This window comes from Epilithonimonas pallida (assembly GCF_900182975.1).
Lineage (GTDB): Bacteria > Bacteroidota > Bacteroidia > Flavobacteriales > Weeksellaceae > Epilithonimonas > Epilithonimonas pallida.
Map to the genome: position 1 here is coordinate 356401 of NZ_FXUO01000005.1, position 20592 is coordinate 376992.

At 36.3% G+C, this 20592-nt stretch carries 22 protein-coding genes; 12 read left to right on the forward strand and 10 right to left on the reverse strand.

Annotation, left to right across the window (positions count from 1 at the left end; all coding sequences use genetic code 11):
• Nucleotides 1-75: 75 nt before the first annotated feature.
• From QOL71_RS12080 to QOL71_RS12100, 5 genes are all read right to left on the reverse strand, one after another.
• Complete coding sequence (locus QOL71_RS12080) at nt 76-618, reverse strand: TlpA family protein disulfide reductase (protein ID WP_283417158.1); 543 nt, start codon at nt 616-618, stop codon at nt 76-78.
• A gap of 10 nt (nt 619-628) precedes the next feature.
• On the reverse strand, nt 629-1093 hold the full coding sequence (locus QOL71_RS12085; RefSeq protein ID WP_283417159.1) for a nucleoside triphosphate pyrophosphohydrolase family protein: 465 nt from the start codon (nt 1091-1093) through the stop codon (nt 629-631).
• Between the two features lie 87 nt (nt 1094-1180).
• Nucleotides 1181-1591: a DUF1801 domain-containing protein gene (locus tag QOL71_RS12090; protein ID WP_283417160.1), complete on the reverse strand. Its 411-nt coding sequence runs from the start codon at nt 1589-1591 to the stop codon at nt 1181-1183.
• Nucleotides 1578-2075, reverse strand: coding sequence for a DinB family protein (locus QOL71_RS12095; RefSeq protein ID WP_283417161.1), 498 nt, complete (start codon nt 2073-2075; stop codon nt 1578-1580). Before QOL71_RS12095 ends, QOL71_RS12090 begins: the two co-directional genes overlap by 14 nt.
• 30 nt (nt 2076-2105) lie before the next feature.
• Nucleotides 2106-3245, reverse strand: coding sequence for an acyl-CoA dehydrogenase family protein (locus QOL71_RS12100; protein ID WP_283417162.1), 1140 nt, complete (start codon nt 3243-3245; stop codon nt 2106-2108).
• A 119-nt stretch (nt 3246-3364) separates the two neighbouring features.
• On the opposite strand from QOL71_RS12100, the gene QOL71_RS12105 reads away from it, so the two are divergent.
• The 4 genes from QOL71_RS12105 (at nt 3365) to QOL71_RS12120 (ending at nt 5328) form a co-directional block, all read left to right on the forward strand.
• A complete protein-coding gene (locus QOL71_RS12105; protein WP_283417163.1) occupies nt 3365-3904 on the forward strand; it encodes a ribonuclease domain-containing protein in 540 nt (179 codons plus the stop codon).
• Nucleotides 3905-3973: 69 nt separating this feature from the next.
• Nucleotides 3974-4261 (forward strand): barstar family protein, encoded by a 288-nt coding sequence (locus QOL71_RS12110; RefSeq protein ID WP_283417164.1) that lies wholly within the window; start codon nt 3974-3976, stop codon nt 4259-4261.
• On the forward strand, nt 4251-4703 hold the full coding sequence (locus QOL71_RS12115; RefSeq protein ID WP_283417165.1) for a GNAT family N-acetyltransferase: 453 nt from the start codon (nt 4251-4253) through the stop codon (nt 4701-4703). Before QOL71_RS12110 ends, QOL71_RS12115 begins: the two co-directional genes overlap by 11 nt.
• A gap of 121 nt (nt 4704-4824) precedes the next feature.
• The gene (locus QOL71_RS12120) at nt 4825-5328 is read left to right on the forward strand and encodes a DinB family protein (RefSeq protein ID WP_283417166.1); all 504 of its coding nucleotides are present in this window, start codon (nt 4825-4827) and stop codon (nt 5326-5328) included.
• A 78-nt stretch (nt 5329-5406) separates the two neighbouring features.
• On the opposite strand, the gene lnt is transcribed toward QOL71_RS12120, so the two are convergent.
• The 4 genes from lnt to QOL71_RS12140 form a co-directional block, all read right to left on the reverse strand.
• A complete protein-coding gene (gene lnt / locus QOL71_RS12125) occupies nt 5407-7056 on the reverse strand; it encodes an apolipoprotein N-acyltransferase (protein WP_283417167.1) in 1650 nt (549 codons plus the stop codon).
• 171 nt (nt 7057-7227) lie between these two features.
• Nucleotides 7228-8886 carry a gliding motility-associated ABC transporter substrate-binding protein GldG gene (gldG, locus tag QOL71_RS12130; protein ID WP_283417168.1) on the reverse strand — a complete coding sequence of 553 codons (1659 nt, stop codon included), beginning with the start codon at nt 8884-8886 and terminating at the stop codon, nt 7228-7230.
• Nucleotides 8887-9054: 168 nt separating this feature from the next.
• Complete coding sequence (locus QOL71_RS12135) at nt 9055-9783, reverse strand: ABC transporter permease (RefSeq protein WP_283417169.1); 729 nt, start codon at nt 9781-9783, stop codon at nt 9055-9057.
• A gap of 68 nt (nt 9784-9851) precedes the next feature.
• Nucleotides 9852-10418 (reverse strand): CopD family protein, encoded by a 567-nt coding sequence (locus tag QOL71_RS12140; protein WP_283417170.1) that lies wholly within the window; start codon nt 10416-10418, stop codon nt 9852-9854.
• Between the two features lie 311 nt (nt 10419-10729).
• On the opposite strand from QOL71_RS12140, the gene QOL71_RS12145 reads away from it, so the two are divergent.
• Nucleotides 10730-12871 carry a M12 family metallo-peptidase gene (locus tag QOL71_RS12145; protein WP_283417171.1) on the forward strand — a complete coding sequence of 714 codons (2142 nt, stop codon included), beginning with the start codon at nt 10730-10732 and terminating at the stop codon, nt 12869-12871.
• Between the two features lie 47 nt (nt 12872-12918).
• Here QOL71_RS12145 and QOL71_RS12150 read toward each other — a convergent pair whose 3' ends face one another.
• Nucleotides 12919-13746 (reverse strand): SAM hydrolase/SAM-dependent halogenase family protein, encoded by an 828-nt coding sequence (locus tag QOL71_RS12150; protein ID WP_283417172.1) that lies wholly within the window; start codon nt 13744-13746, stop codon nt 12919-12921.
• Between the two features lie 101 nt (nt 13747-13847).
• On the opposite strand from QOL71_RS12150, the gene QOL71_RS12155 reads away from it, so the two are divergent.
• The 7 genes from QOL71_RS12155 to QOL71_RS12185 all read left to right on the forward strand — a co-directional run bounded on the left by QOL71_RS12155 (nt 13848) and on the right by QOL71_RS12185 (nt 20580).
• A complete protein-coding gene (locus tag QOL71_RS12155) occupies nt 13848-14795 on the forward strand; it encodes a PhoH family protein (protein ID WP_283417173.1) in 948 nt (315 codons plus the stop codon).
• A 61-nt stretch (nt 14796-14856) separates the two neighbouring features.
• The gene (locus tag QOL71_RS12160; RefSeq protein ID WP_283417174.1) at nt 14857-15381 is read left to right on the forward strand and encodes a hypothetical protein; all 525 of its coding nucleotides are present in this window, start codon (nt 14857-14859) and stop codon (nt 15379-15381) included.
• A gap of 160 nt (nt 15382-15541) precedes the next feature.
• Nucleotides 15542-16099 carry a porin family protein gene (locus tag QOL71_RS12165; protein WP_283417175.1) on the forward strand — a complete coding sequence of 186 codons (558 nt, stop codon included), beginning with the start codon at nt 15542-15544 and terminating at the stop codon, nt 16097-16099.
• 123 nt (nt 16100-16222) lie between these two features.
• Nucleotides 16223-17074, forward strand: a complete 852-nt coding sequence (locus QOL71_RS12170; protein WP_283417176.1) for a transketolase — start codon at nt 16223-16225, stop codon at nt 17072-17074.
• Nucleotides 17075-17169: 95 nt separating this feature from the next.
• The gene (locus QOL71_RS12175; RefSeq protein WP_283417177.1) at nt 17170-18123 is read left to right on the forward strand and encodes a transketolase family protein; all 954 of its coding nucleotides are present in this window, start codon (nt 17170-17172) and stop codon (nt 18121-18123) included.
• A gap of 250 nt (nt 18124-18373) precedes the next feature.
• Entirely contained in the window at nt 18374-19282 is a 909-nt protein-coding gene (locus QOL71_RS12180; RefSeq protein ID WP_283417196.1) for a 1-aminocyclopropane-1-carboxylate deaminase/D-cysteine desulfhydrase, read from the forward strand.
• Nucleotides 19283-19515: 233 nt separating this feature from the next.
• Nucleotides 19516-20580, forward strand: coding sequence for a glucosaminidase domain-containing protein (locus tag QOL71_RS12185; protein WP_283417178.1), 1065 nt, complete (start codon nt 19516-19518; stop codon nt 20578-20580).
• The last annotated feature ends 12 nt before the right edge of the window (nt 20581-20592 follow it).

Here is a 20592-nt window from a genome sequence, read left to right on the forward strand (position 1 = left end):
AGCCCGACTTGAACGGAGCTCACCCGCCTTTGGCGAGGTAGCGGGAGTGGAAGGCGGATAAAGCTGCCCAAATTATTATTTAAACAAACTCAAATTGTCTTTTTTTAGAATGTTTAGCAAATCTCTTTCCAAATAGCCTGTTTCCGGCATTTCTGTGACTCTACCGATTTCTTTGCCGTATTTTTTTACAATAATAGTTGGAACTCGGGTAATATTATAAAGTCCTTCTTCTCCTGATGGCGATTCTTTTTTCCGGTTAACGGCGATGATCTGCATTTTGCCGGTATTGTATTTCAATGCGTCCAAAATCTTAATCAATCTTGGGAATTCTCTGTGGCTGTCTTCGCACCAGCTTCCAACAAAAACTACCAGACTGTAAGAATTGAGTTTTTCTTTTTTTAATTCTGCTAAGCCCGTTTGGTCAATCTGATAACGGTTATATTCCTCATCAAACCAGGTTTTGAACGGCTCTTTTCTAAACTGGTCAAGCGTCTGCGTTCCGAGCAACATTTTTCCGTCGTTTTTGGATTCTACTTCTCGGTTCACAATGACTCTTTCTGCACAGGAGTTAATAGTCGTCAATGCGATGATTCCTAATAAAATCGAAATTTTTTTCATCCTGAGTTTTTTATTTTAATAAAGAAGCGATGTCCGCCGCAGAGTAATATTTGTTCTTAAGAACTTTGTTGTCAGCAACTCTGTGAACATTGTATTTGTCGCCGGACTTTTCGTAATAAGCATCGGTGCCTTTGGCTTTATAAAATTCTACAGTTTCCTGAGCCTGAATTTCATTATCACAAGCTTTGGACATATTAGAACGCTGAACTTCATTAAACAATTCCACAAATTTTTCTCCCAAACCAAACTCCAAAACAGCACCGCTCAAAACATACTGCAAATCACAAAGTGCATCAGCCACTTCTACCAAATCATTGTCTTCGATGGCTTTTTTCAGCTCGTCCAATTCCTCCTGCAAAAGACTGACTCTCAAATCTGCACGTTCTTTTGAAGGAATCTGCGGCGTGTCAAGAATTGGGGCGTTGAAGGTTTTGTGAAATTCGGCTACCTGATTCAGGCTATCTAATTTATCCATTATTTTCTAAAATTTTAACAAATATAAAAAATGCTGTCCAAGGAGACAGCATTTAATAAAATTAAAATGTTTTTGAGTTGATGTTTATTACTTCAATCGTTCCAACATACCTTTTCGTTTTACAATATTTTTATAATCCCATTGTATTTTTCTGGATTTTTCCAACCAGCGTTTTAAATCTTCTTTATTAATTTCATTCCAATCATTATAAAAAATAGAAGCATCCTGAAATTTTTTGCCTTCTACACTGAGCTTTTCTTCATCAAAATCTTTTCCACTCCAAAACATCAATCGAATTCCTTTCTTTTGTTTGCTGTAACCAACAATTGGATTTTCATCGAGAAACCAAACAGGATGAGCGTGCCAGATTTTATTCTCTGCTTCTGGAAGATGTTTGAAGATTTCTTCGGAAAGTATATCTGCAATCTTTTTATCTTCAGATTCAAAATTTTGATTGTATGAAATAATATCAGGATTCAAATCTTTAAAACTTATCATCCGCAGTTGGACCATATAATCCGGGAACATTGTTTCCGGTTGCTCTCAGATAAACAATCAGCTCACCTCTGTGATGATAAAGATGGTTGTAAAGGAAACCTCTTATGACCTGAATTTTTGGCATTGGTGGAAAAATATCTTTTCCTCCAGCCTGCATTTTCCATTCATTCATATAAGCTGCTTCGTTGGAATTTTCAATCGCTTTTTGGGCTAATTTAAAGTTCTCTTCAAATTTGGCAACAATATTTCCAGATTTGGATATGTCGCCTTTGTCGTATTGGTATGTTCCCATATCAAAAACGTCCTGATTGAAGGTGACTTCGTACCAATTATAGACTTCGGCAATATGAGAAGCCAATTCTGCGGTCGTCCAATTCTTTTCAGACGGTTTCCAGTCTAAAGCGCTGTCCGGAATTGCTTTCAAAAGTTTTCTTGTGCTTTCTGCTTCGTGCAGAAACTCACCTAATAGTGCTTGTTTAATCATTTGTATTTATTTTAAAATTAAGGTTTATAATTAACTTGTAATATCTCTTCCAATAACCAATCTTTGGATTTCAGAAGTTCCTTCGCCAATCGTACACAATTTAGAATCTCTGTAGAATTTTTCAACCGGGAAATCTTTCGTGTAACCATAACCACCGAAGATTTGAACCGCATTATTAGAAATCCTAACGCAAGCTTCAGAAGCATACAATTTTGCCATTGCGCCTTCGCGTGTCATTTTTTGTTTGGCGTTTTTCAGGTCAGATGCTCTTCTGATTAGTAATTCTGAAGCATCAATTTCTGTTGCCATATCAGCTAACATAAAGTTAACCGCCTGAAAACTTGAAATCGATTTTCCGAACTGATGTCTTTCCTGAGCGTATTTAAGAGCTGCTTTGTATGCGCCTCTCGCAATTCCCAAACTCAAAGCTGCGATAGAAATACGACCGCCATCCAAAATCTTCATTGCCTGTTTGAAACCACTTCCAACTTCGCCCAATCTGTGAGAGTCCGGAACGCGAACATTATCGAAAATCAATTCAGCAGTTTCAGAAGCACGCATTCCTAGTTTGTTTTCTTTTTTCCCGGAAGTGAAACCTGCCATTCCTTTTTCCAAAACAAAAGCGGTGGAATTATTTTTTGCACCTTTTTCTCCAGTTCTTGTCATTACAACGGCAATGTCTCCGGAAATAGCGTGTGTGATAAAGTTTTTTGCACCGTTGATAATCCAATCATCTCCGTCTTTTACAGCTGTGGTGGACATTCCGCCAGAGTCAGAACCTGTGTTGTGTTCTGTCAATCCCCAAGCACCGATTACTTTTCCAGAAGCTAGTTTAGGAAGCCATTTTTTTCTCTGCTCTTCATTCCCGAATTCATAAATGTGATTGGTGCAAAGTGAATTGTGCGCTGCAACGGATAATCCGATAGAAGGATCAACCTGAGAAATCTCGTCCAAAATGGTCACATATTCCTGATAACCAAGACCAGAACCGCCATATTCTTCGGGAATTACAATTCCCATGAAGCCCAATTCTCCCAATTGATGAAACAATTCTACTGGAAAAGTCTGGCTCTCATCCCAATCCATAATGTTGGGGCGAATATTTTTTTCAGCGAAATCTTTGGCCGTTTCAGCTATCATTTTTAAGTTGTCCATAGTTTGGGTTTCCATATTTTTATCTTTGTGCCCAAATATAGAAAAATTAGGTTAAGCACAATTTTTTTTTAAAATTTGTTTTTTCTTCTTTAAGAATCGAGGTTTTCATTATTTTAGCATAGAAATTTTTCACAATGAATCCAAAACTGAAAACCCTGTTTTTCTTTCTCATCGGAGCATTTGCCGGAATATTGACAATGTATCTGATTTCAAATTATAAAATTGAGAAGAGGAATCAATATGCTCAGGAAACTACGCATATAGATAATTATAATGAATCAGGAAAAGAAGATTCTGATTCGCCTAAAAAACCTGAAAAAAAATATCAAAATCAGTCCAACGATAATTCGATAGAAGAATTAACAGACGATGACAAAGTGATTGCTTACGTAAAATCCAATCACAAATTACCCGATTTTTACATCACAAAATCTGAAGCAAAAAGCCAAGGCTGGAATCCGTCCAAAGGTAATCTTTGTGACGTTTTACCGGGAAAGGCAATTGGAGGCGATCAATTCAGTAATCGTGAAAAACAATTGCCGAAAGGTGAACAATACTACGAAGCAGATGTTAATTACGATTGCGGAAACCGCGGAGCAGACCGAATTGTCTTTACTAAAAATGGCGATGTTTGGCTCACGAAAAATCATTATCAATCGTTTGAGAAACAATAAAAATAGGGAAGGCTTCGAGAGTCTCAGCCTGACAATCATCAACTATCAACCAACAACTATCAACTTAGAATGAAAGAAATATATATAGATTTCGTCAACATTGGCGATTACGAAGATTTTTACGAACAACTGAAATCAAAATTAGAATTGCCGGAACATTTCGGAGATAATCTGGATGCGCTTGCTGATGTCATTTCGGGAGAACTGGAAATGCCGCTTCATCTCGAATTTGTGAATATGAGCGTTGACCAATTGGAATTATTTGAAGACTTGCTCACGACTTTGGAGGATGCAGAAGATGAGGTTGAAGGGTTTACATTTACTTATTATCTGGAGCAATACGAAGATGAAGAATAATATCAGAAAAGCGACTCAGGACGATTTGGTTCAGCTTTCACAATTGTTTGATGAATATAGAATGTTCTATCATAAAACGTCTGATTTGTCAGGCGCTCAACAATTTTTAGCCGAAAGACTGGAGAAAAAAGATTCAGAGATTTTCGTAGCTGAAGATGAAGGAAAATTGGTGGGATTCACGCAATTGTATCCGCTTTTTTCATCAACAAGAATGAAACGTTACTGGCTATTAAACGACCTGTATGTTAATTCGAATTCCCGTGGAAAAGGTTTTTCAAAAGCTTTGATAGAAAGGGCGAAAGAACTTTGCAGAACATCAAACTCTTGCGGAATGTATCTGGAGACAGGGAAAGAAAATAGGATTGGAAATCAATTATATCCAAGTGCGGGTTTCAAAAAATATGATGACGTGAATTTTTATGAGTGGGAAATGGAGTCGTAAAAAATGAATGAAAAATTATAAATGATTATTGATTTTGTTAATATTGAAAGGTTTCAAGAGCTTCAGCCGACAAGGTTTATCAGAATGGGGAATCTATCAACCAAAAACCAACAACTAAACTATGACAGAATTCGAAAAATATATACAACGCTATTTAGATTTAGTTCCTTCGGAACATTGGATTGAAGAAATGAAAATGGCTTCTGATGAAACCTTACAAATCTATGAGTCGCTTTCCGAAGAACAAAGCAACTTTGCTTATGCAGAAGGAAAATGGAGTTTGAAGACGCTTTTGCAACATCTCATCGATACAGAAAAAGTCTTTGCTTACCGGGCTTTAAGATTTTCCAGAAAAGACCAGTCTTTGGTTTCGGGATTTGATGAAGAAGCTTGGGCTGATAATTCTTATGCAGACAGCCGGACTTTGAAAAGCCTGATTAAAGAATTCAAATTAACCAGAAAACTGTCAGTCAAATTCTTTAAAAATCTTCCGGAAGAAGCCCTGCAATTGATTGGCATTGTGAATGGAAATGACATCAAAGTGGAAACCATCGGGAAACTAACCGTTGGTCACAACATTCATCATCTGAATATTATCAAACAAAGGTATTTACCGAATCTTTGAGTTTAAGAGTCAGAGAGTTTTAGGATGTAAGAGTTTAAAAGTAACTCAAATTCTCCCACACTAAAACTCTCCAACTTATTATTTCTTCCTCATCAAATACTTTCTCCCCGGAATAAAAAGCAACAACGCACCAATTACAAAAAGACAAATTCTGGAAAGGAAATCGCCACTTTTGGTATAAAACGTTTCTTTGTCAATCAGATTGACTTTTGCGGTTAATGCGCCTTTTGCACCGTAAGGTAATTCATCCACAATATCGCCTCGGGAATTGATGTGCGCACTTGTTCCACTATTCGCTGCTCTTGCAATTTCGCGTCTGGTTTCTATCGCACGAAGCTTTGCATAAACCAGCAATTGCTTATGACCTTGCGAATATCCCCACCAGGAATCATTAGTTACAATAGTCAGAAGATTTGCTCCTTTTTTGACATAATCAGTCACGAATTCTCCATAGATGCTTTCATAACAAATGATGGGGGCAATTACGGATTTGTTGTAAGGATTGGCAAAAACTTTTCGTTCGTTGGAAATTCCAAGAGAACGCGTTGTTCCGCCTAAATCCAACATTGCATCGCCTAAAATTGGCTTAAAAACTTTGATGTAAGGAAAAATCTCAACGCCGGGAACGAGCATTGCTTTATGGTAAATTTCTGGTTGTTGATTCGGTATAATTTGTATTGCTGAATTATATTCATCGAGCCAAATGCCTTGTCTGTCAAGAAAACTCGCTGTTGATGGTTTTTCTTCGTCTTCTCTATAAACATAATAGCTGGAAATTCCACCAGAGAAAACAGATTTCGAATGTTGGGAAAGGAATACTTTGATATTATTAATCAACAAACTATTATTAAAACCTCTTTCGCTGAAACCTCCAATTCCAGGAAGTGAAGTTTCCGGTGCAAGATATAAATCGATTTTTGATTTTTTATCGCTTTGTAAAACCGAATTTTCCGCTGCTAATTTCAATAAATCACCTTCAATTGTCAAGCTGTCTTTCTGGTATTTCTCGGTATAAGGGTCAAGAGCCGGTTGAAGCATTGTTACATTGATAGAGCCAACTGTTTCTGGTGAATAATTATAATATTTAATCAAAGAAATTACCATTGGCAAAATAATAAAACCTGCCGTCATCAAAACATTTTTAATCAATGATTTTCTGATTCTTCCGGCTTCCCAAATTCTTATCGTATAAAAAACTAAAACATTACAAATCAAAATCCAGAAACTTCCACCGGTTGCTCCCAAAGTATCATACCATTGGATAAACTGATGATATTCTGAAAAGACATTTCCGAGATTCAACCAAGGCCAGGTAAATTCCCAAATGAGATGAAGCTTTTCAAAACACATCCAAATTGCTACAAAAAACACCAATCCGAAATATGTTCCCTGACTTTTCTTGTAAAAATGGTAGGCCAAGAAAACCAATGCCATAAAAAATGAATTGGTCAAAACCGGAAATAGAACTGCCAAAAGAGATTTGCTTCCGTCAGGTAATTGCGAGTTGTAAAGCCAACCCGTTGTCACCCAATTCCAAATCAAAAAAGTAAGATAGGAAAAACCAAAAACCGCCAAGCTTTTCTTCTTGATATTACTGAACTTCGTAATGTTATGTTCCATCATTAGTAGCGGAACCCAGGCAAAAAATATAAAAAACGGAATCCCGTATGTCGGCCAGGAAATGGCTAACAAAACACCTGAAATTAAAGCTAGTAAAAGGTTTTTCATTTTTTAAAAATTTCTTCTAAACCACAAAAGTCACAAAAGCTATCATCTTTTTAAATTTTTCAAATTTTCAAAAAAGAACATAAAATTATCTTTTTTGCTTTTTTACAAATTTTCTGTACTTGATTTTCTTTTGTGACTTTTGTGGTTCAATTATTTAATTTTAAACATACATTAAGAAAACATCTTCTTTCTCAAGAAATAAAATCCAGCTCCCAAAACTCCTAAAATTCCCAAAGGTAGAAGCAGATTGAACCATTGCCAGTCAGATTTTTCAGCATCAATTCTTTGTCTGTCGAGCAATCTCACTTCAATTGTTCTGTCTCTTAGTTCCATTATATTGCTGTCGTCTAACAGGTAATCAAAAGCATTTCTCAAAAATTGTGCGTTGCCGTAATGTTCTTTGGTCAGCAAATCTTCACCCAGTGGAAGAGGTTGTCCTTTCCATATTTGGTTTCTGGCAATATCACCATCGGCAATCACGAGCATTTTATTTTCAGGACTTTGAGCTTTGAAATCAGGGTAAGAATTCTTCTCGCTTCTTGTCGCATAAGCAGATTTGAATTTCCCTTCCAAAGCCACTGCAAAAATCTTCGGTGGCGTAGGACGTTCCATCTCGCCGATGCTGTCTGTTCTTACGATTTCAGAAAGCGCAACGTAATTTGGAACAGTTTTGCTAGTGGTTCTTTCACTGGATTCGAAAAGAACTTTGGTTTTGATATTTGGTCTTCCCAACGTATCAATCGAAGTCGGGAATTCGAACTTTACAGGATTGATGTTCTTCGTAATCGGATTTTTAGATTCAGCAATTCCTAAAGGAAAATAAGGCCAAAGGAAACTGCTGTATTGTGGATTACCGGCAACTTCACCCGAAACAATTCTTACCAACGCTGATTTTTTCATATCCTTGGTCAAAGCCGGATTGATTCTCAGTCCATAATTGAACATAAAATCTGTCAGATTAAGGTCAATCGGGTAAGCCATTATTTTCTTCGCCTGGAAAAGCGTGTCCATCTCGGCATTCACAGCGTCTAACATCCAGAGCGTTTTTCCGCCATTCATAATGTATTGGTCAAGAATCACTTTTTCATTATCGGTAAAAGCTTTTCTTGGTTTTGCAATAACCAGAGCGTCCATTTGTTTTAGTTTCGGGACATCTGCCAAAGACAATTCAGTTTTGTTTTCCGGAATGATGGGACCAATATTATAATTTTCCATTGCCAAATCCAAAAATCCACGGAATTCATCCGGACTCAATTCCTGCTGGTTCACCAAGAAGCCAATATTCTTGGCCGTTTCTTCCGTCATTCCTTTGATAGTGGAAGCGAAGTTATATTCTAAATTTTCAATCGATTTGCTGAGTTGTGTAGCAGCATCAATTCCGGATTGTTGGACAATCAAAGGAACAGAAGTTCCGTAACCATTATATTTGATGGCGGCGTAAGGAAACATCACGATTTCCGATATTTTTCCGTCTTTCATATCCGGAAGTATCGAAGGCTGCATTCCCATTCCTTTCAGTGTGTCTTGCGGAATTTTCTCAGCAATCGGGTCACGGAATTTATAATCGATTTTCGGATTGATTTTTCGGAATTCATCCAGCATAAATTTGGTTTCATTCGAAAGTTGCTTGAAAGAAGCTGGAAAATCGCCTTCAAGATAAACCTCAATCGTCATCGGTTTCTTCACATTTTCCAAAACCTTGATTGTGGAATCAGAAAGTGTGTAACGTTTTTCCGCCGTCAAATCAAAACGTTTATAGACAAGTCCGCTCATCCCGATAATCAGGAGAACAGTTATGATAATCAAAGTGATTTTATTTTTTTTATTCATCTTTATGATAATGAATTTTATAAATTATTGTGTCTTTAAGGCGCCAATTTTTTTCAATAATGGAAAATTTTGCGACTTCAATACGATTTAAGCTTTAATTTATTTTTTGCGACTTTGCAATACACTTTAAATAAGTTTTTTAAACCTAAAACCTTGAGGTTTAAAATCCTACTTCTTTTTCCAAACAAACCAGCTTGCTAATCCCAATCCCAAAAATATCACGAAAAGAAAATAACAAACATCTCTTGTATCTACCTGACCTCTTGTGAAGGCAAGAAAATGTTGATAAAATCCAATATTCTGCAAAATATAATCTGCACCGCCCATTAATTTGTAACTAGCCAATTGCTCAATCCCGAAATAAAGAATGAAACAAAGGAAAACGCCCAGCAGGTAAGCCATAATTTGATTGGAAGACAACGATGAAGCCAAAATCCCGACTGCGGAAAAAGCAGCAATCAGAATAATCAAACCAATGTAACTTCCAAAAGTCATACTTCCGTCGATATTACCTTCCGGAACACCCAAAACGTAAATAGTATAATAATAAACCAATGATGGCAACAGGCATAAAACACCAACGAGCCAAACGGAAAGGAATTTCCCGCCAACGATTTCGGTAATTTTCACCGGTTGAGAAAACAGCCAAAACAAGGTTCCGGATTGTTCTTCCTCAGCTAAAGTTCTCATACTGATTGCCGGAATGATGAACATAAAAAGCCAAGGCGAAAGCACAAAGAAACTTTGCAAGGTTGCACTTCCAATCTCGAAAATATTAAAATTGTTCTCGAAGAAGAACAGGAATAATGCGGAAATAATACTGAAAGCAGCGATGATAATCCACGCGCTCCAGTTTCCGAAAAAATTCCAAAGTTCTTTTTTGAATATAGCAAACATAGTTTATAATTGATAAATGATGATTGATTATTTTGTTTTGTCAGGCTGAGGTTCTCGAAGCCTTATTATTAGTCTTTACTCTTTGTTGTTTTATCTTTATTTTTATTCACCAATTTTACAATTGACGTTATCAGAATAATGATTCCGAAAAACCCGAGTAATAACTGCCACCAATATTGTATAACGGAATATTTGAGGATTACTGTAAAAACAACTGCGAATAAAATAAAGGTTGCAATCTCGTTGAATTGCCTAAGCTTGATATTCGTGATTGAGAGCGTGTTTCCGTTGAGGTTTTTTAGTTCCTTAACGCGTTTCCAGCACCAGAAATGATAAATCCCGAGCCCAACTAGAAATGTCAGTTTTAGATGAAACCAAGGCGTTTTCAGTAATCCGGAATTAAGAAAAATCATAGTGAGTCCACTTAATAACATCAAGATTCCGGCGGGAACAGTGATGATATTCCAAAGTCTGACTGCCATAAAGGTATATTGATTTCTGAGAATCTGCTGTTTCACTTCATCGAATTCATCAGTGTCCTTATAATAAACAAACAATCTCACGAGATAGAAAATCCCGGCAAAGTAACTTACCATAAAAATAATATGAATTGCCTTGATAATCGTGTAAAGCATCTACGGATTTTTTGCAAAGATACTTTTTATTGGGTGAAGATAAAATAAGAGTCTAAGAACCTTGTTTTGAAAAATTAATGTTAATATGAAATAATGAAATTAAAAATAGCCAGAATTAAGGTTTTGGCTATTTTTTATAAGATCAAGTGCTGATAATTATTTAAATGAAATAAAAATTGTTGTTTTTCATTAATAAAAAATAGATTTGGTCAATTGTTTTTAATTGCCATAAAAATGTTAAACTTTTAATTTTAAAATGAATTCTGAAAAAAAAACTGTTTTTTTGTAAGATAAATTTAATTATTCTAAATATGAAGAAAATTTTCCAACTATTATTTTCTGTAAGTATTTTTGGATTTGGATTCTCACAAGGCCTCAAACCAATTGCGCAGAAAGTAGCGGCTCAGAAATCAGCAAAAAAAACTTTTGCAAGGTACAGTCCTTTTACAAAAGATGTTGCTTCTAAAAATGCAGCGGTTTACAAGAATGAAGCTGACGGCGTAACGGTAATGCAATTGAAATCTACGGAATTGCAAAAAATTGTAGATGAAAAACCAGAAACAATGGAACTGAGTTTTCCTTTCGAGAATGGGGAAATGACAGTGGAATTGGTTAAAAATAATATTCTTACAACCGATTTCCAGGTTGAGACGGATAAAGGAACGAAGGCATATACGCCGGGTGTCTATTATCAAGGGATAATAAAAGGTGATAATACTTCTGTTGTTGCTTTCAGTTTCTTTGATAACGATATCGTAGGTGTGGCTTCTACAAATGAATTCGGAAATGTAGTTTTGGGTAAAGCTAAAAGCTCCCAGGATTTTGTTTCTTACAGTGATTATAAGTTAAAAACTAAAAATCCATTTTCTTGTAGTGCAGATGAACTGCCTGAAAATAGGGCTCAAAAAATTTCCTATGATCCTTACAATCAAAAAAAAGCAGCTCTTACTGCGAATTGTGTAAGAATTTATTTCGAAGTTGGTTATGGTCCATATACCCAGAACGGATCGAATACTACCACAACCACCAATTGGGTTACTGCATTATTTAATAATATTAAAACATTATATGATAATGAAAGTGTGAATGTTGCGATGAGTTCTATATATATCTGGACCTCCACAGACCCTTATTCTGGACAGCCTGGAACTATTCTCAGTCAGTTTAGATCAACAAGAACGACATTCAATGGTGATTTAGCTCAGCTGATAAGAAATCCTGCGACAACAAGTGTTGCTTATGTTAATAGCCTTTGTACCACAAACAAATATTCTTATTGCGGTGTAAATAACCAGAATATTGCTGTTCCTACCTATTCATGGAATATTGAAGCAATGACACACGAATTGGGACATAATCTTGGGTCCCCACATACTCACGCTTGTGCATGGAATGGAAATAATACGGCTATAGATGGTTGTGGACCAGCATCTGGAAATGATGAAGGTTGCACAGGACCATTGCCAACAACTACAAAAGGAACCATCATGAGTTATTGCCACTTGGTAAATTCTGTAGGTATTAGTTTCGCAAACGGTTTTGGACCTCAGCCTGGTGATCTTATCAGACAGACAATTGATTCGAAAGCCTGTATGAGTGGTGATTGCACCAAATCTTGTGCTGTAACGCTTACCAATATGACCATAACCAATGTTACAGATAACGAAGCAACAGTTACAATTACCGATAATACATCTACATCCTGGAAATACAGAGTTTCAACAATAGATGGAACTATTGTGAAGTCCGGAAATTCATCTACGAAAACATTTAATATTACAGGTCTTTTAACTAATACTTTTTATAAAGTAGAAGTAGGAACAGATTGTTCTCCATTATATCAGAGATCTTTAGTTATTTTAACAGGAGATAATTGGTGTGGAAAAACAGTTACCGATACAGGCGGTGAAAACGGGAATTATACCAACAATGAAAACTGGACAAAAACTTTTTATCCAAATGATCCTTCTCAAAAACTGAAAATTACTTTCACACAATTTGATATGAATGAGGATGATTACATTATCGTAAGAAATGGATTGTCTACAGGGGTGCCTTTTCAGGGAACAATCACTGGTAGTACTTTACCTCCTTCTTTCGAGTCAACACACTCAAGTGGAGCTATTACAATTACCTTCAAATCTGGAACTGGTTTGACTAAACCAGGTTTCAAAGCGACTTTTAGTTGTACTGCACTTGCTGTAGATGATGTAGTGAATTCTAAAGATGTAGCTTTGTCTCCAAATCCAGTGAAAAATCAATTTACATTGAAAGGAATCAATAAAATGGTTTCTGTAGAGTTGTATGATATTTCTGGAAAATTGGTTAAGCAATTTGATCAAGAAAGTTTATCTAAAAATGCATTTGATGTTTCTAGATTGAAAACAGGTAATTATGTTGTTAAAGTGAAAACTGATAATGATACCTTCACTAAAAAATTAATTAAAGAATAATATATTCTCAAATAAAAATAAAAACCGGCAATTATCTGCCGGTTTTTTTATACAAATTCTACATAGATTTTTTCTCCTGTATTCATCCCAAAAAGGGTGGAAGCACCATTCAGAACACTGCCTTTATAGATGGTGATTTCCAGCAGATCCGCATCATTGAAGATGACCGATGATTTCCCATGGAATTCCTGTTCCCTGTTCCAGTCCGTTACAACATCGGTGTATTGTTCCATAATTTTTGTCAAAACAATATTTCGGAACTTTACTGTAAATTCTCCATTAATTGCCGCATACTTTTCGAAGAATTTCCGACTGATATTGGAAACGACATTTCCAAAATTATCGATATACATCACTTCACCCACAATCATTTTTTCAGCTTCGCTATAAATGGCCTTAGGGAAAGAAATATCTTTTATTGTCTTAATTTTTCTTCCAATCACCTCTGGCAATCCACCTTTGTAGATATGCATTGCCGCAGGAACAAAAATGTCGGTAGAAGGGAAAGAAACTTTATCATCGAATCTGTTATTCAGGGTGATCTCATAGATAGCTTCCGGTTTTATATCGAAAAACATCAGATTAATGATTCCGTTATCCGCGGAAATAAAATAATGACCGTCAATTTTGGTGATGATATTTTTTCTTGATCTATGATGAAAGCTGTCAACGGAAATAATATGGATACTGCCTTCCGGGAAAAATTTATAAGCATTTCTTACAATATAGGCTGTTTGCAAAAGATTGTAAGCCATTATATTGTGAGTGATGTCCACTACTTTTACATCCTCGCTCCAGCTGAGTATTTTACCTTTGATGCTTGCAACACGATGATCCACAAGTCCGTAATCTGAAGTGAGAGTAATGACTGACATTTGATAAGATTTGTTGCAAATTTAATATAATTCAATTTTTAAAGAGGCATAAGATGTCAAATCAATTCATATATTTGTTAGATTAACTACTAATATTATTTATGTTCGAAATCAATTATGAACTGGAAGATATCAACACCAAAACATTTTACGGTGTTCAGAATCAGAACTTCAATCTGATAAAATCCAGCTTTCCAACCCTTAAGATTACTGGCAGAGACAACTTCATCTTTGCAATGGGAAATAGAGAAACGCTGGACCTTTTAAAACAAAAATTAGACGATATTACGGCTTACATCTCTAAGCACAATTCTATAGAAATCAAGCAACTCGAATCGATTTTGAAATTAAAAGACGATTCCGAAAAACAATTGGTGTTCGATCAGGACATCATTGTAAAAGGTGTTAATGGAAAAGCTATCAAAGCAAAAACAACTAATCTTAAGAAATTGGTTCAGGTTTCTGAAAAGAAGGATATGGTTTTTGCAATTGGTCCGGCCGGAACAGGAAAAACTTATACTAGTGTTGCCTTAGCGGTAAGAGCACTTCGGGATAAAGAAGTTAAAAGAATTATTTTAACAAGACCAGCGGTAGAAGCGGGCGAAAGTCTTGGTTTTCTTCCTGGTGATCTTAAGGAAAAATTAGACCCGTATTTGCAGCCATTATATGATGCACTTCGAGATATGATTCCGCACGAAAAATTGGAAGGCTATATGGAAAAGAAAGTAATCGAAGTTGCACCATTGGCTTTTATGAGGGGTAGGACTCTGGATGAGGCATTTGTAATTCTGGACGAAGCCCAAAACACTACACATTCTCAAATGAAAATGTTCCTAACCAGAATGGGAATGAACGCCAAATTCATTATCACAGGTGACCCAAGTCAGATTGATTTGCCACCAAAGCAACAGTCCGGTCTCAAAGAATCGATGAGCATACTGAAGGATATCAACGAGATAGGCTTTGTATATCTTACCGAAGAAGATGTTGTAAGACATCCTGTTGTTAAAAAAATCATTGTAGCCTATAATAACAGTGAGAAAAAGTAGAATTTTTGTTTTGGTATAAAACTTGGTAATATTAGTTTGAAAAATTTAAAATTTTGAAACTATGAAAAAGTTTTTGTTACTAGCTGCTGTTGCAGTTTTTGGATTTTCTAATGCTCAGGAAGGATTTAAATTAGGAGCACATATCGGAGCTCCGACTACAGGTAATTCGCCTTTTACACTAGGACTTGATGCGGCTTACAGATGGAACATTGCAAAAGGTTTCGATTTGGGAGTTGCCACAGGATATTCTCATTTTATTGGTAAAAGTTACAACTATCCTGGTGGAAGTATAAAAGGAGATGACTTTGGATTTATTCCCGTAGCTGTTTCCGGTAAATACTCTTTCAGTGGTGCGCCGATTGCTGTAGGTCTGGATTTAGGATATGGTATTTCTACTAATTCAAATGTTAACGGCGGATTGTACGCTTTACCAAAGTTCATGTATAACATGCCTACTGGTGAGCTATATCTTGGCTACCAAAGTATCTCGGGTAAGTATGACAGAGGGTATTACGATGATCGTCCTGTCGTAGGGAAAGAATCGGTAGGTGCAGTGATCGTAGGATATAATTTTTATTTGAAATAACAATTAAGTATACATTAAAAAAACTCCAGTCTTTGGCTGGAGTTTTTTTATTGGTTTAATCAAGTTTTTTTATTTTTATTTTGAAGTTTGAGAAAAAATATTAATTTAGCAATGTTTTAAGTTAATTTAACAATTAATAACAATCTTTAAAATTACAACTATGAAAAAATTGATTTTAGCGGCTGCTATTGCAGTTTTTGGATTATCGAATGCGCAAACTTTTGGTCTTAAAGCTGGAGGGAATGTATCCAGCGTTTCGAATTCTGATGATAGCAAAGCAAAATTTGGATTTTATGCTGGAGCTTTTGTGAATGTACCTTTAGCAGAATCATTCAATATTCAACCAGAAGTTTTGTATAGTGGAAAAGGAGTGAAATCTGATGATGGAAGTAATATTAATCTGAATTTAGATTACATTTCTATTCCTGTTATGTTTCAGTATAAAGCAACTCCTCAATTTTACTTAGAAGCAGGACCTGAATTCGGCTTTTTGATTAGTGCAAAAGCAAAAGCAAACGGTAATTCTGGTGATGTAAAAAGTCTTTTTAATGGCTTTGACTTCGGGTTAGGGTTAGGAGCTGGATATGACTTTACATCTAATTTTGGTGCAAACATACGATATGTTGCAGGTGTAACTGATATTATTAAAAACAATAATGGTGACGCTTCAAGAAACGGAGTTTTCCAATTCGGAGTTACTTATAAATTCGGCAAATAATTTTTTTAAATAAAAAATTTTAACCGCTCAATGCTGAGCGGTTTTTTTGTGCAACTTTTATAAGAGTAGATTTTTGGAGGTCATCAAAAAGTCGTATTTTCGCAAGAAAGCAAATCTAACATAATGAGCAAATCAATCGAAGAGCTGAAAAGCCTTTCAACGCAGATCAGAAGAGATATTCTGAGAATGGTTCACGCTGTTAACAGTGGTCATCCCGGTGGATCCCTTGGTTGTACAGAGTATTTTGTAGCACTGTATGGGGAAATTATGAACTATAAACTTCCTTTCACAATGGAAGGTAAGAATGAAGATTTATTTTTCCTTTCAAACGGACATATTTCTCCCGTGTTTTATAGTACATTGGCAAGATTCGGATTTTTCCCGATTCCGGAATTGGCAACATTCAGAAAACTGAATTCAAGATTACAAGGTCATCCCACTACGCATGAAGGTTTACCTGGTGTAAGAGTAGCTTCTGGTTCATTAGGACAAGGTTTATCGGTGGCTTTAGGAGCAGCTCAGGGTAAAAAACTGGATAAAGATGAAGCACTGGTTTATACACTTCATGGCGATGGCGAATTACAGGAAGGACAAGTGTGGGAAGCTTTTATGTATGCTGCGGCTAAAAAAGTAGATAATATTATTTCAACAATAGATTATAACGGAAGACAGATTGACGGTGATACAGATGATGTTTTATCTTTAGGTGATCTACACGCTAAGTTGGAAGCTTTCGGTTGGCTGGTTTTGGAAGAGAAAAACGGGAACGACCTTGAAGCTGTCATTGCTATTCTTAAGAAAGCAAAATCAGAAACAGGCAATGGTAAACCTGTTGCTATCCTTCTTCATACAGAGATGGGTAGTGGCGTGGATTTTATGGTTGGTAGCCATGCTTGGCACGGAAAAGCGCCTAACGATGAACAATTAGAGACGGCTTTCAAACAACTGTATTTGGAAGCACCAGCTGATTATTAATTATCAATGATAAATTATTAATTATTAATGATGAAATGATTATTGTCATTAACACATAGATCATTTATCAACTATCATCCATCAATTATAACAAAATGAAATATACATACACAGAAAAAAAAGATACTCGTTCAGGTTTTGGAGCTGGTTTGGCAGAATTGGCAGACACCAATCCAAATGTTGTAGCACTTTGTGCAGATTTAATTGGTTCGCTTAAAATGGAGAAGTTCATAGAAAAAGCGCCGGAAAGATTCTTCCAGACGGGTATTGCAGAAGCCAATATGATGGGAATGGCAGCCGGTTTGACTATCAATGGAAAAATTCCTTTTGCAGGAACATTTGCCAACTTTGCAACTTCCAGAGTTTACGACCAGATCCGTCAATCGATTGCTTATTCCAACAAAAATGTGAAAATTGCTGCTTCCCACGCAGGGGTAACTTTGGGTGAGGATGGTGCAACACACCAGGTTCTGGAAGATATAGGAATGATGAAAATGCTGCCGGGAATGACGGTAATCAATCCTTGTGATTACAATCAGACCAAAGCTGCAACATTAGCTGCCGCCGCACACGAAGGTCCTGTTTATCTTAGATTTGGACGCCCGGTAGTCCCTGTTTTTATTCCGGAAGATATGCCTTTCGAAATTGGGAAAGGAATTCTTTTGCAGGAAGGAACAGATGTAACGATTGTTGCAACCGGACATTTGGTTTGGGAATCTTTGTTGGCTGCCGATGAACTGGAAAAAGAAGGTATCTCTTGTGAGATTATCAATATCCACACTATCAAGCCTTTGGATGAAGAGATCATTCTGAAATCTGTAGAAAAAACCGGAAAATTGGTTTCTGCAGAAGAGCATAACTATCTTGGAGGTTTAGGAGAATCTGTTGCCGGTATGCTATCCAGAAGAAGACCTACACCTCAGGAGTTTGTTGCGGTTCATGATACTTTCGGGGAATCCGGAACGCCGGCTGAATTGATGAAAAAGTATCAAATCGATTCTGAAGCTGTGATAAAAGCAGTGAAAAAAATCATCGAAAGAACAAAATAATTTTCATTAATTATATACTCTAAATCCACCATTTTCGGTGGGTTTTTTATTTGGGCGCCTTTATCCGCCCTCCGTTCCCGCTTTTTTCTGTCATTGCGAACAAGGTGAAGCCATCTGCAGGACATTTGTACAAACGCAATAACAGAAAAAGAGCTTCACTCAGGTCGGGGCGCAAGAGATTTGGAGCTTAATGTTTTTATAAAATAAGTTTTATCATATGAGCTTTCATTAGAAATATTTACTTTTGAAGATGCTTCAGATTCCGGAACATAAAATCCCTATTGTTGAAATCAAAACCGGTTTTGATGTCAGGATTTTCATTAAAAGAGAAGATTTGATTCATCCCACCATTTCCGGTAACAAATTCTGGAAACTATTGTTCAATGTCAATCAATACCTGGAATCGAAACCGGAAAACCCTTTATTAATTACTTTTGGAGGTGCATTTTCAAATCATATTGCATCGGTCTCTGCTTTTGGGAAAGAATTCGGGATTCCAACGATCGGAATTATCCGGGGAAATGAATTAAAAAATAATTGGCAAGACAATCCCACACTTTCCGAAGCTTCCAAAAACGGAATGCAATTCTTTTTTGTTTCAAGGGAAGATTATCAAAACAAGGAGCAATTAACCCAAAAATTTTTGGAACAATATCCTAATTCATTGATAATTCCTGAAGGCGGAAGTAATGAAATGGCGGTGAAAGGTGTTCAATATATGTTGGGAAATGACACCAAAGATTTTGATTATCTTTGCACGGCTGTTGGAACCGGAGGAACAATTGCCGGGATTTCCAGGTTTGCAGAAGAACATCAAAATGTGATTGGAATCAAAGTTGTGAAGGATAATTCGTTGGAGAACACAATCTCGGAATGGAGCAGAAGAAAGAATTTTGAATTAATTGATGCTGATGAACACCGATATGGAAAAATATCTGATGAGAATGTCCGTTTTATAAATTGGTTTTATAACGAATATCAGGTGCCGCTTGATCCGATTTACACAGGTAAAATGATGCAGAAGATTTTTGATTTGGCGGAGAAAGGTTTTTTCCAGAAAGATTCAAAAATTCTTATGTTTCACACTGGCGGATTGCAGGCAATCAAAGGAGCGAATCAGTTTTTGAAAAGTAAAGGAAGGGAACCGATTGCGGAATAAAACCCCAGTTTCAAACTCTGAAGAGGTTGATTAAGTTTTCAAATTTTGTTTTGATGACAAAAGTTGAAAAGAATTAGAAACCCATAGCCCCGATAGTAGCGGCATCCTTTTTTGTCATTGCGGTGAAAAATTCTAAGGATTGCTTCACTTCGTTCGCAATGACAAAAAAGATATAGCGGATAGTGGGATTAGCTCCTGAAAAATAAAGAAATAAATATTTTAAAATATTGAAAATGAAAAAATTATTGGCGATTGGTTTTGTTTGTGTTTTAGGATTGGCAAAAGCACAAACCTGGAAAACGGAAGACCAATATATCCAGAAATTCGCACCGTATGCAGTGGAAGAAATGGAGAAATATAAAATCCCTGCAAGTATTACTTTGGCTCAAGGGCTTTTGGAAACAGCAGGTGGACAAAGCCGATTGGCACTGGAAGGAAAAAACCACTTCGGAATCAAATGCAAGGAGGACTGGACAGGCAAAACAATGAAACATACTGATGATGCGCCCAACGAGTGTTTCCGTGTTTATGAAGATCCAAAGCAGTCTTATGAAGACCATTCGGTTTTTTTGGCGACGAGAAAATATTACACCAAGCTTTTTGACTTAGATCCAAAAGATTACAAAGCCTGGGCACACGGTCTTAAGAAAGCCGGATATGCAACCAATCCAAGATATGCCTATATCCTGATTGATAAGATCGAGCGATATAAATTGTATGAATTTGATAATACAACGAAGGATGAGGTCTATTACGCCATTTTGAAATTGTATCCCAACCTGAATAATGATGCGGTTTTTATGGCGCAACTAAGTCAGGAAAAACAGAATGACAAAGTTACTCCGCCAACAGTGAAGGTGCCTTACTCTCAAGGTTCGTATGCAAAAAAACAATCAGAAGTTTCTGAGATTGTAGATGCAAGCACGAAAGCAGCGCTTCTGAAAAATATTCTTGTGAAAAATCATCCTAATGGTGATCTGAAATTCTTTATAATGCCTGTGGATGCAGATATGTCTGATATTGCCAAGAAATTCGGAATCAGTGAAAAACGTCTGATGAAATATAATGAACTGGAAGACTCCAGACTGGCAAAGAATGATATCATTTTCTTAGAAGGTAAAAACTCATCAGGAAACAAAGAAACTTACAAAGCCGGAATTGGTGAAACAATGCACGATATTGCTCAGAAATTCGGAATCAAACTGAAAAAACTGTATTCTAAAAACAGAATGGAGGCAGGCGAAGAACCAAGAGCAGGGCAAGTGATCTATCTGCAAAGTAAAAAACCAAGAAGCTAGAATTTAGAGGTT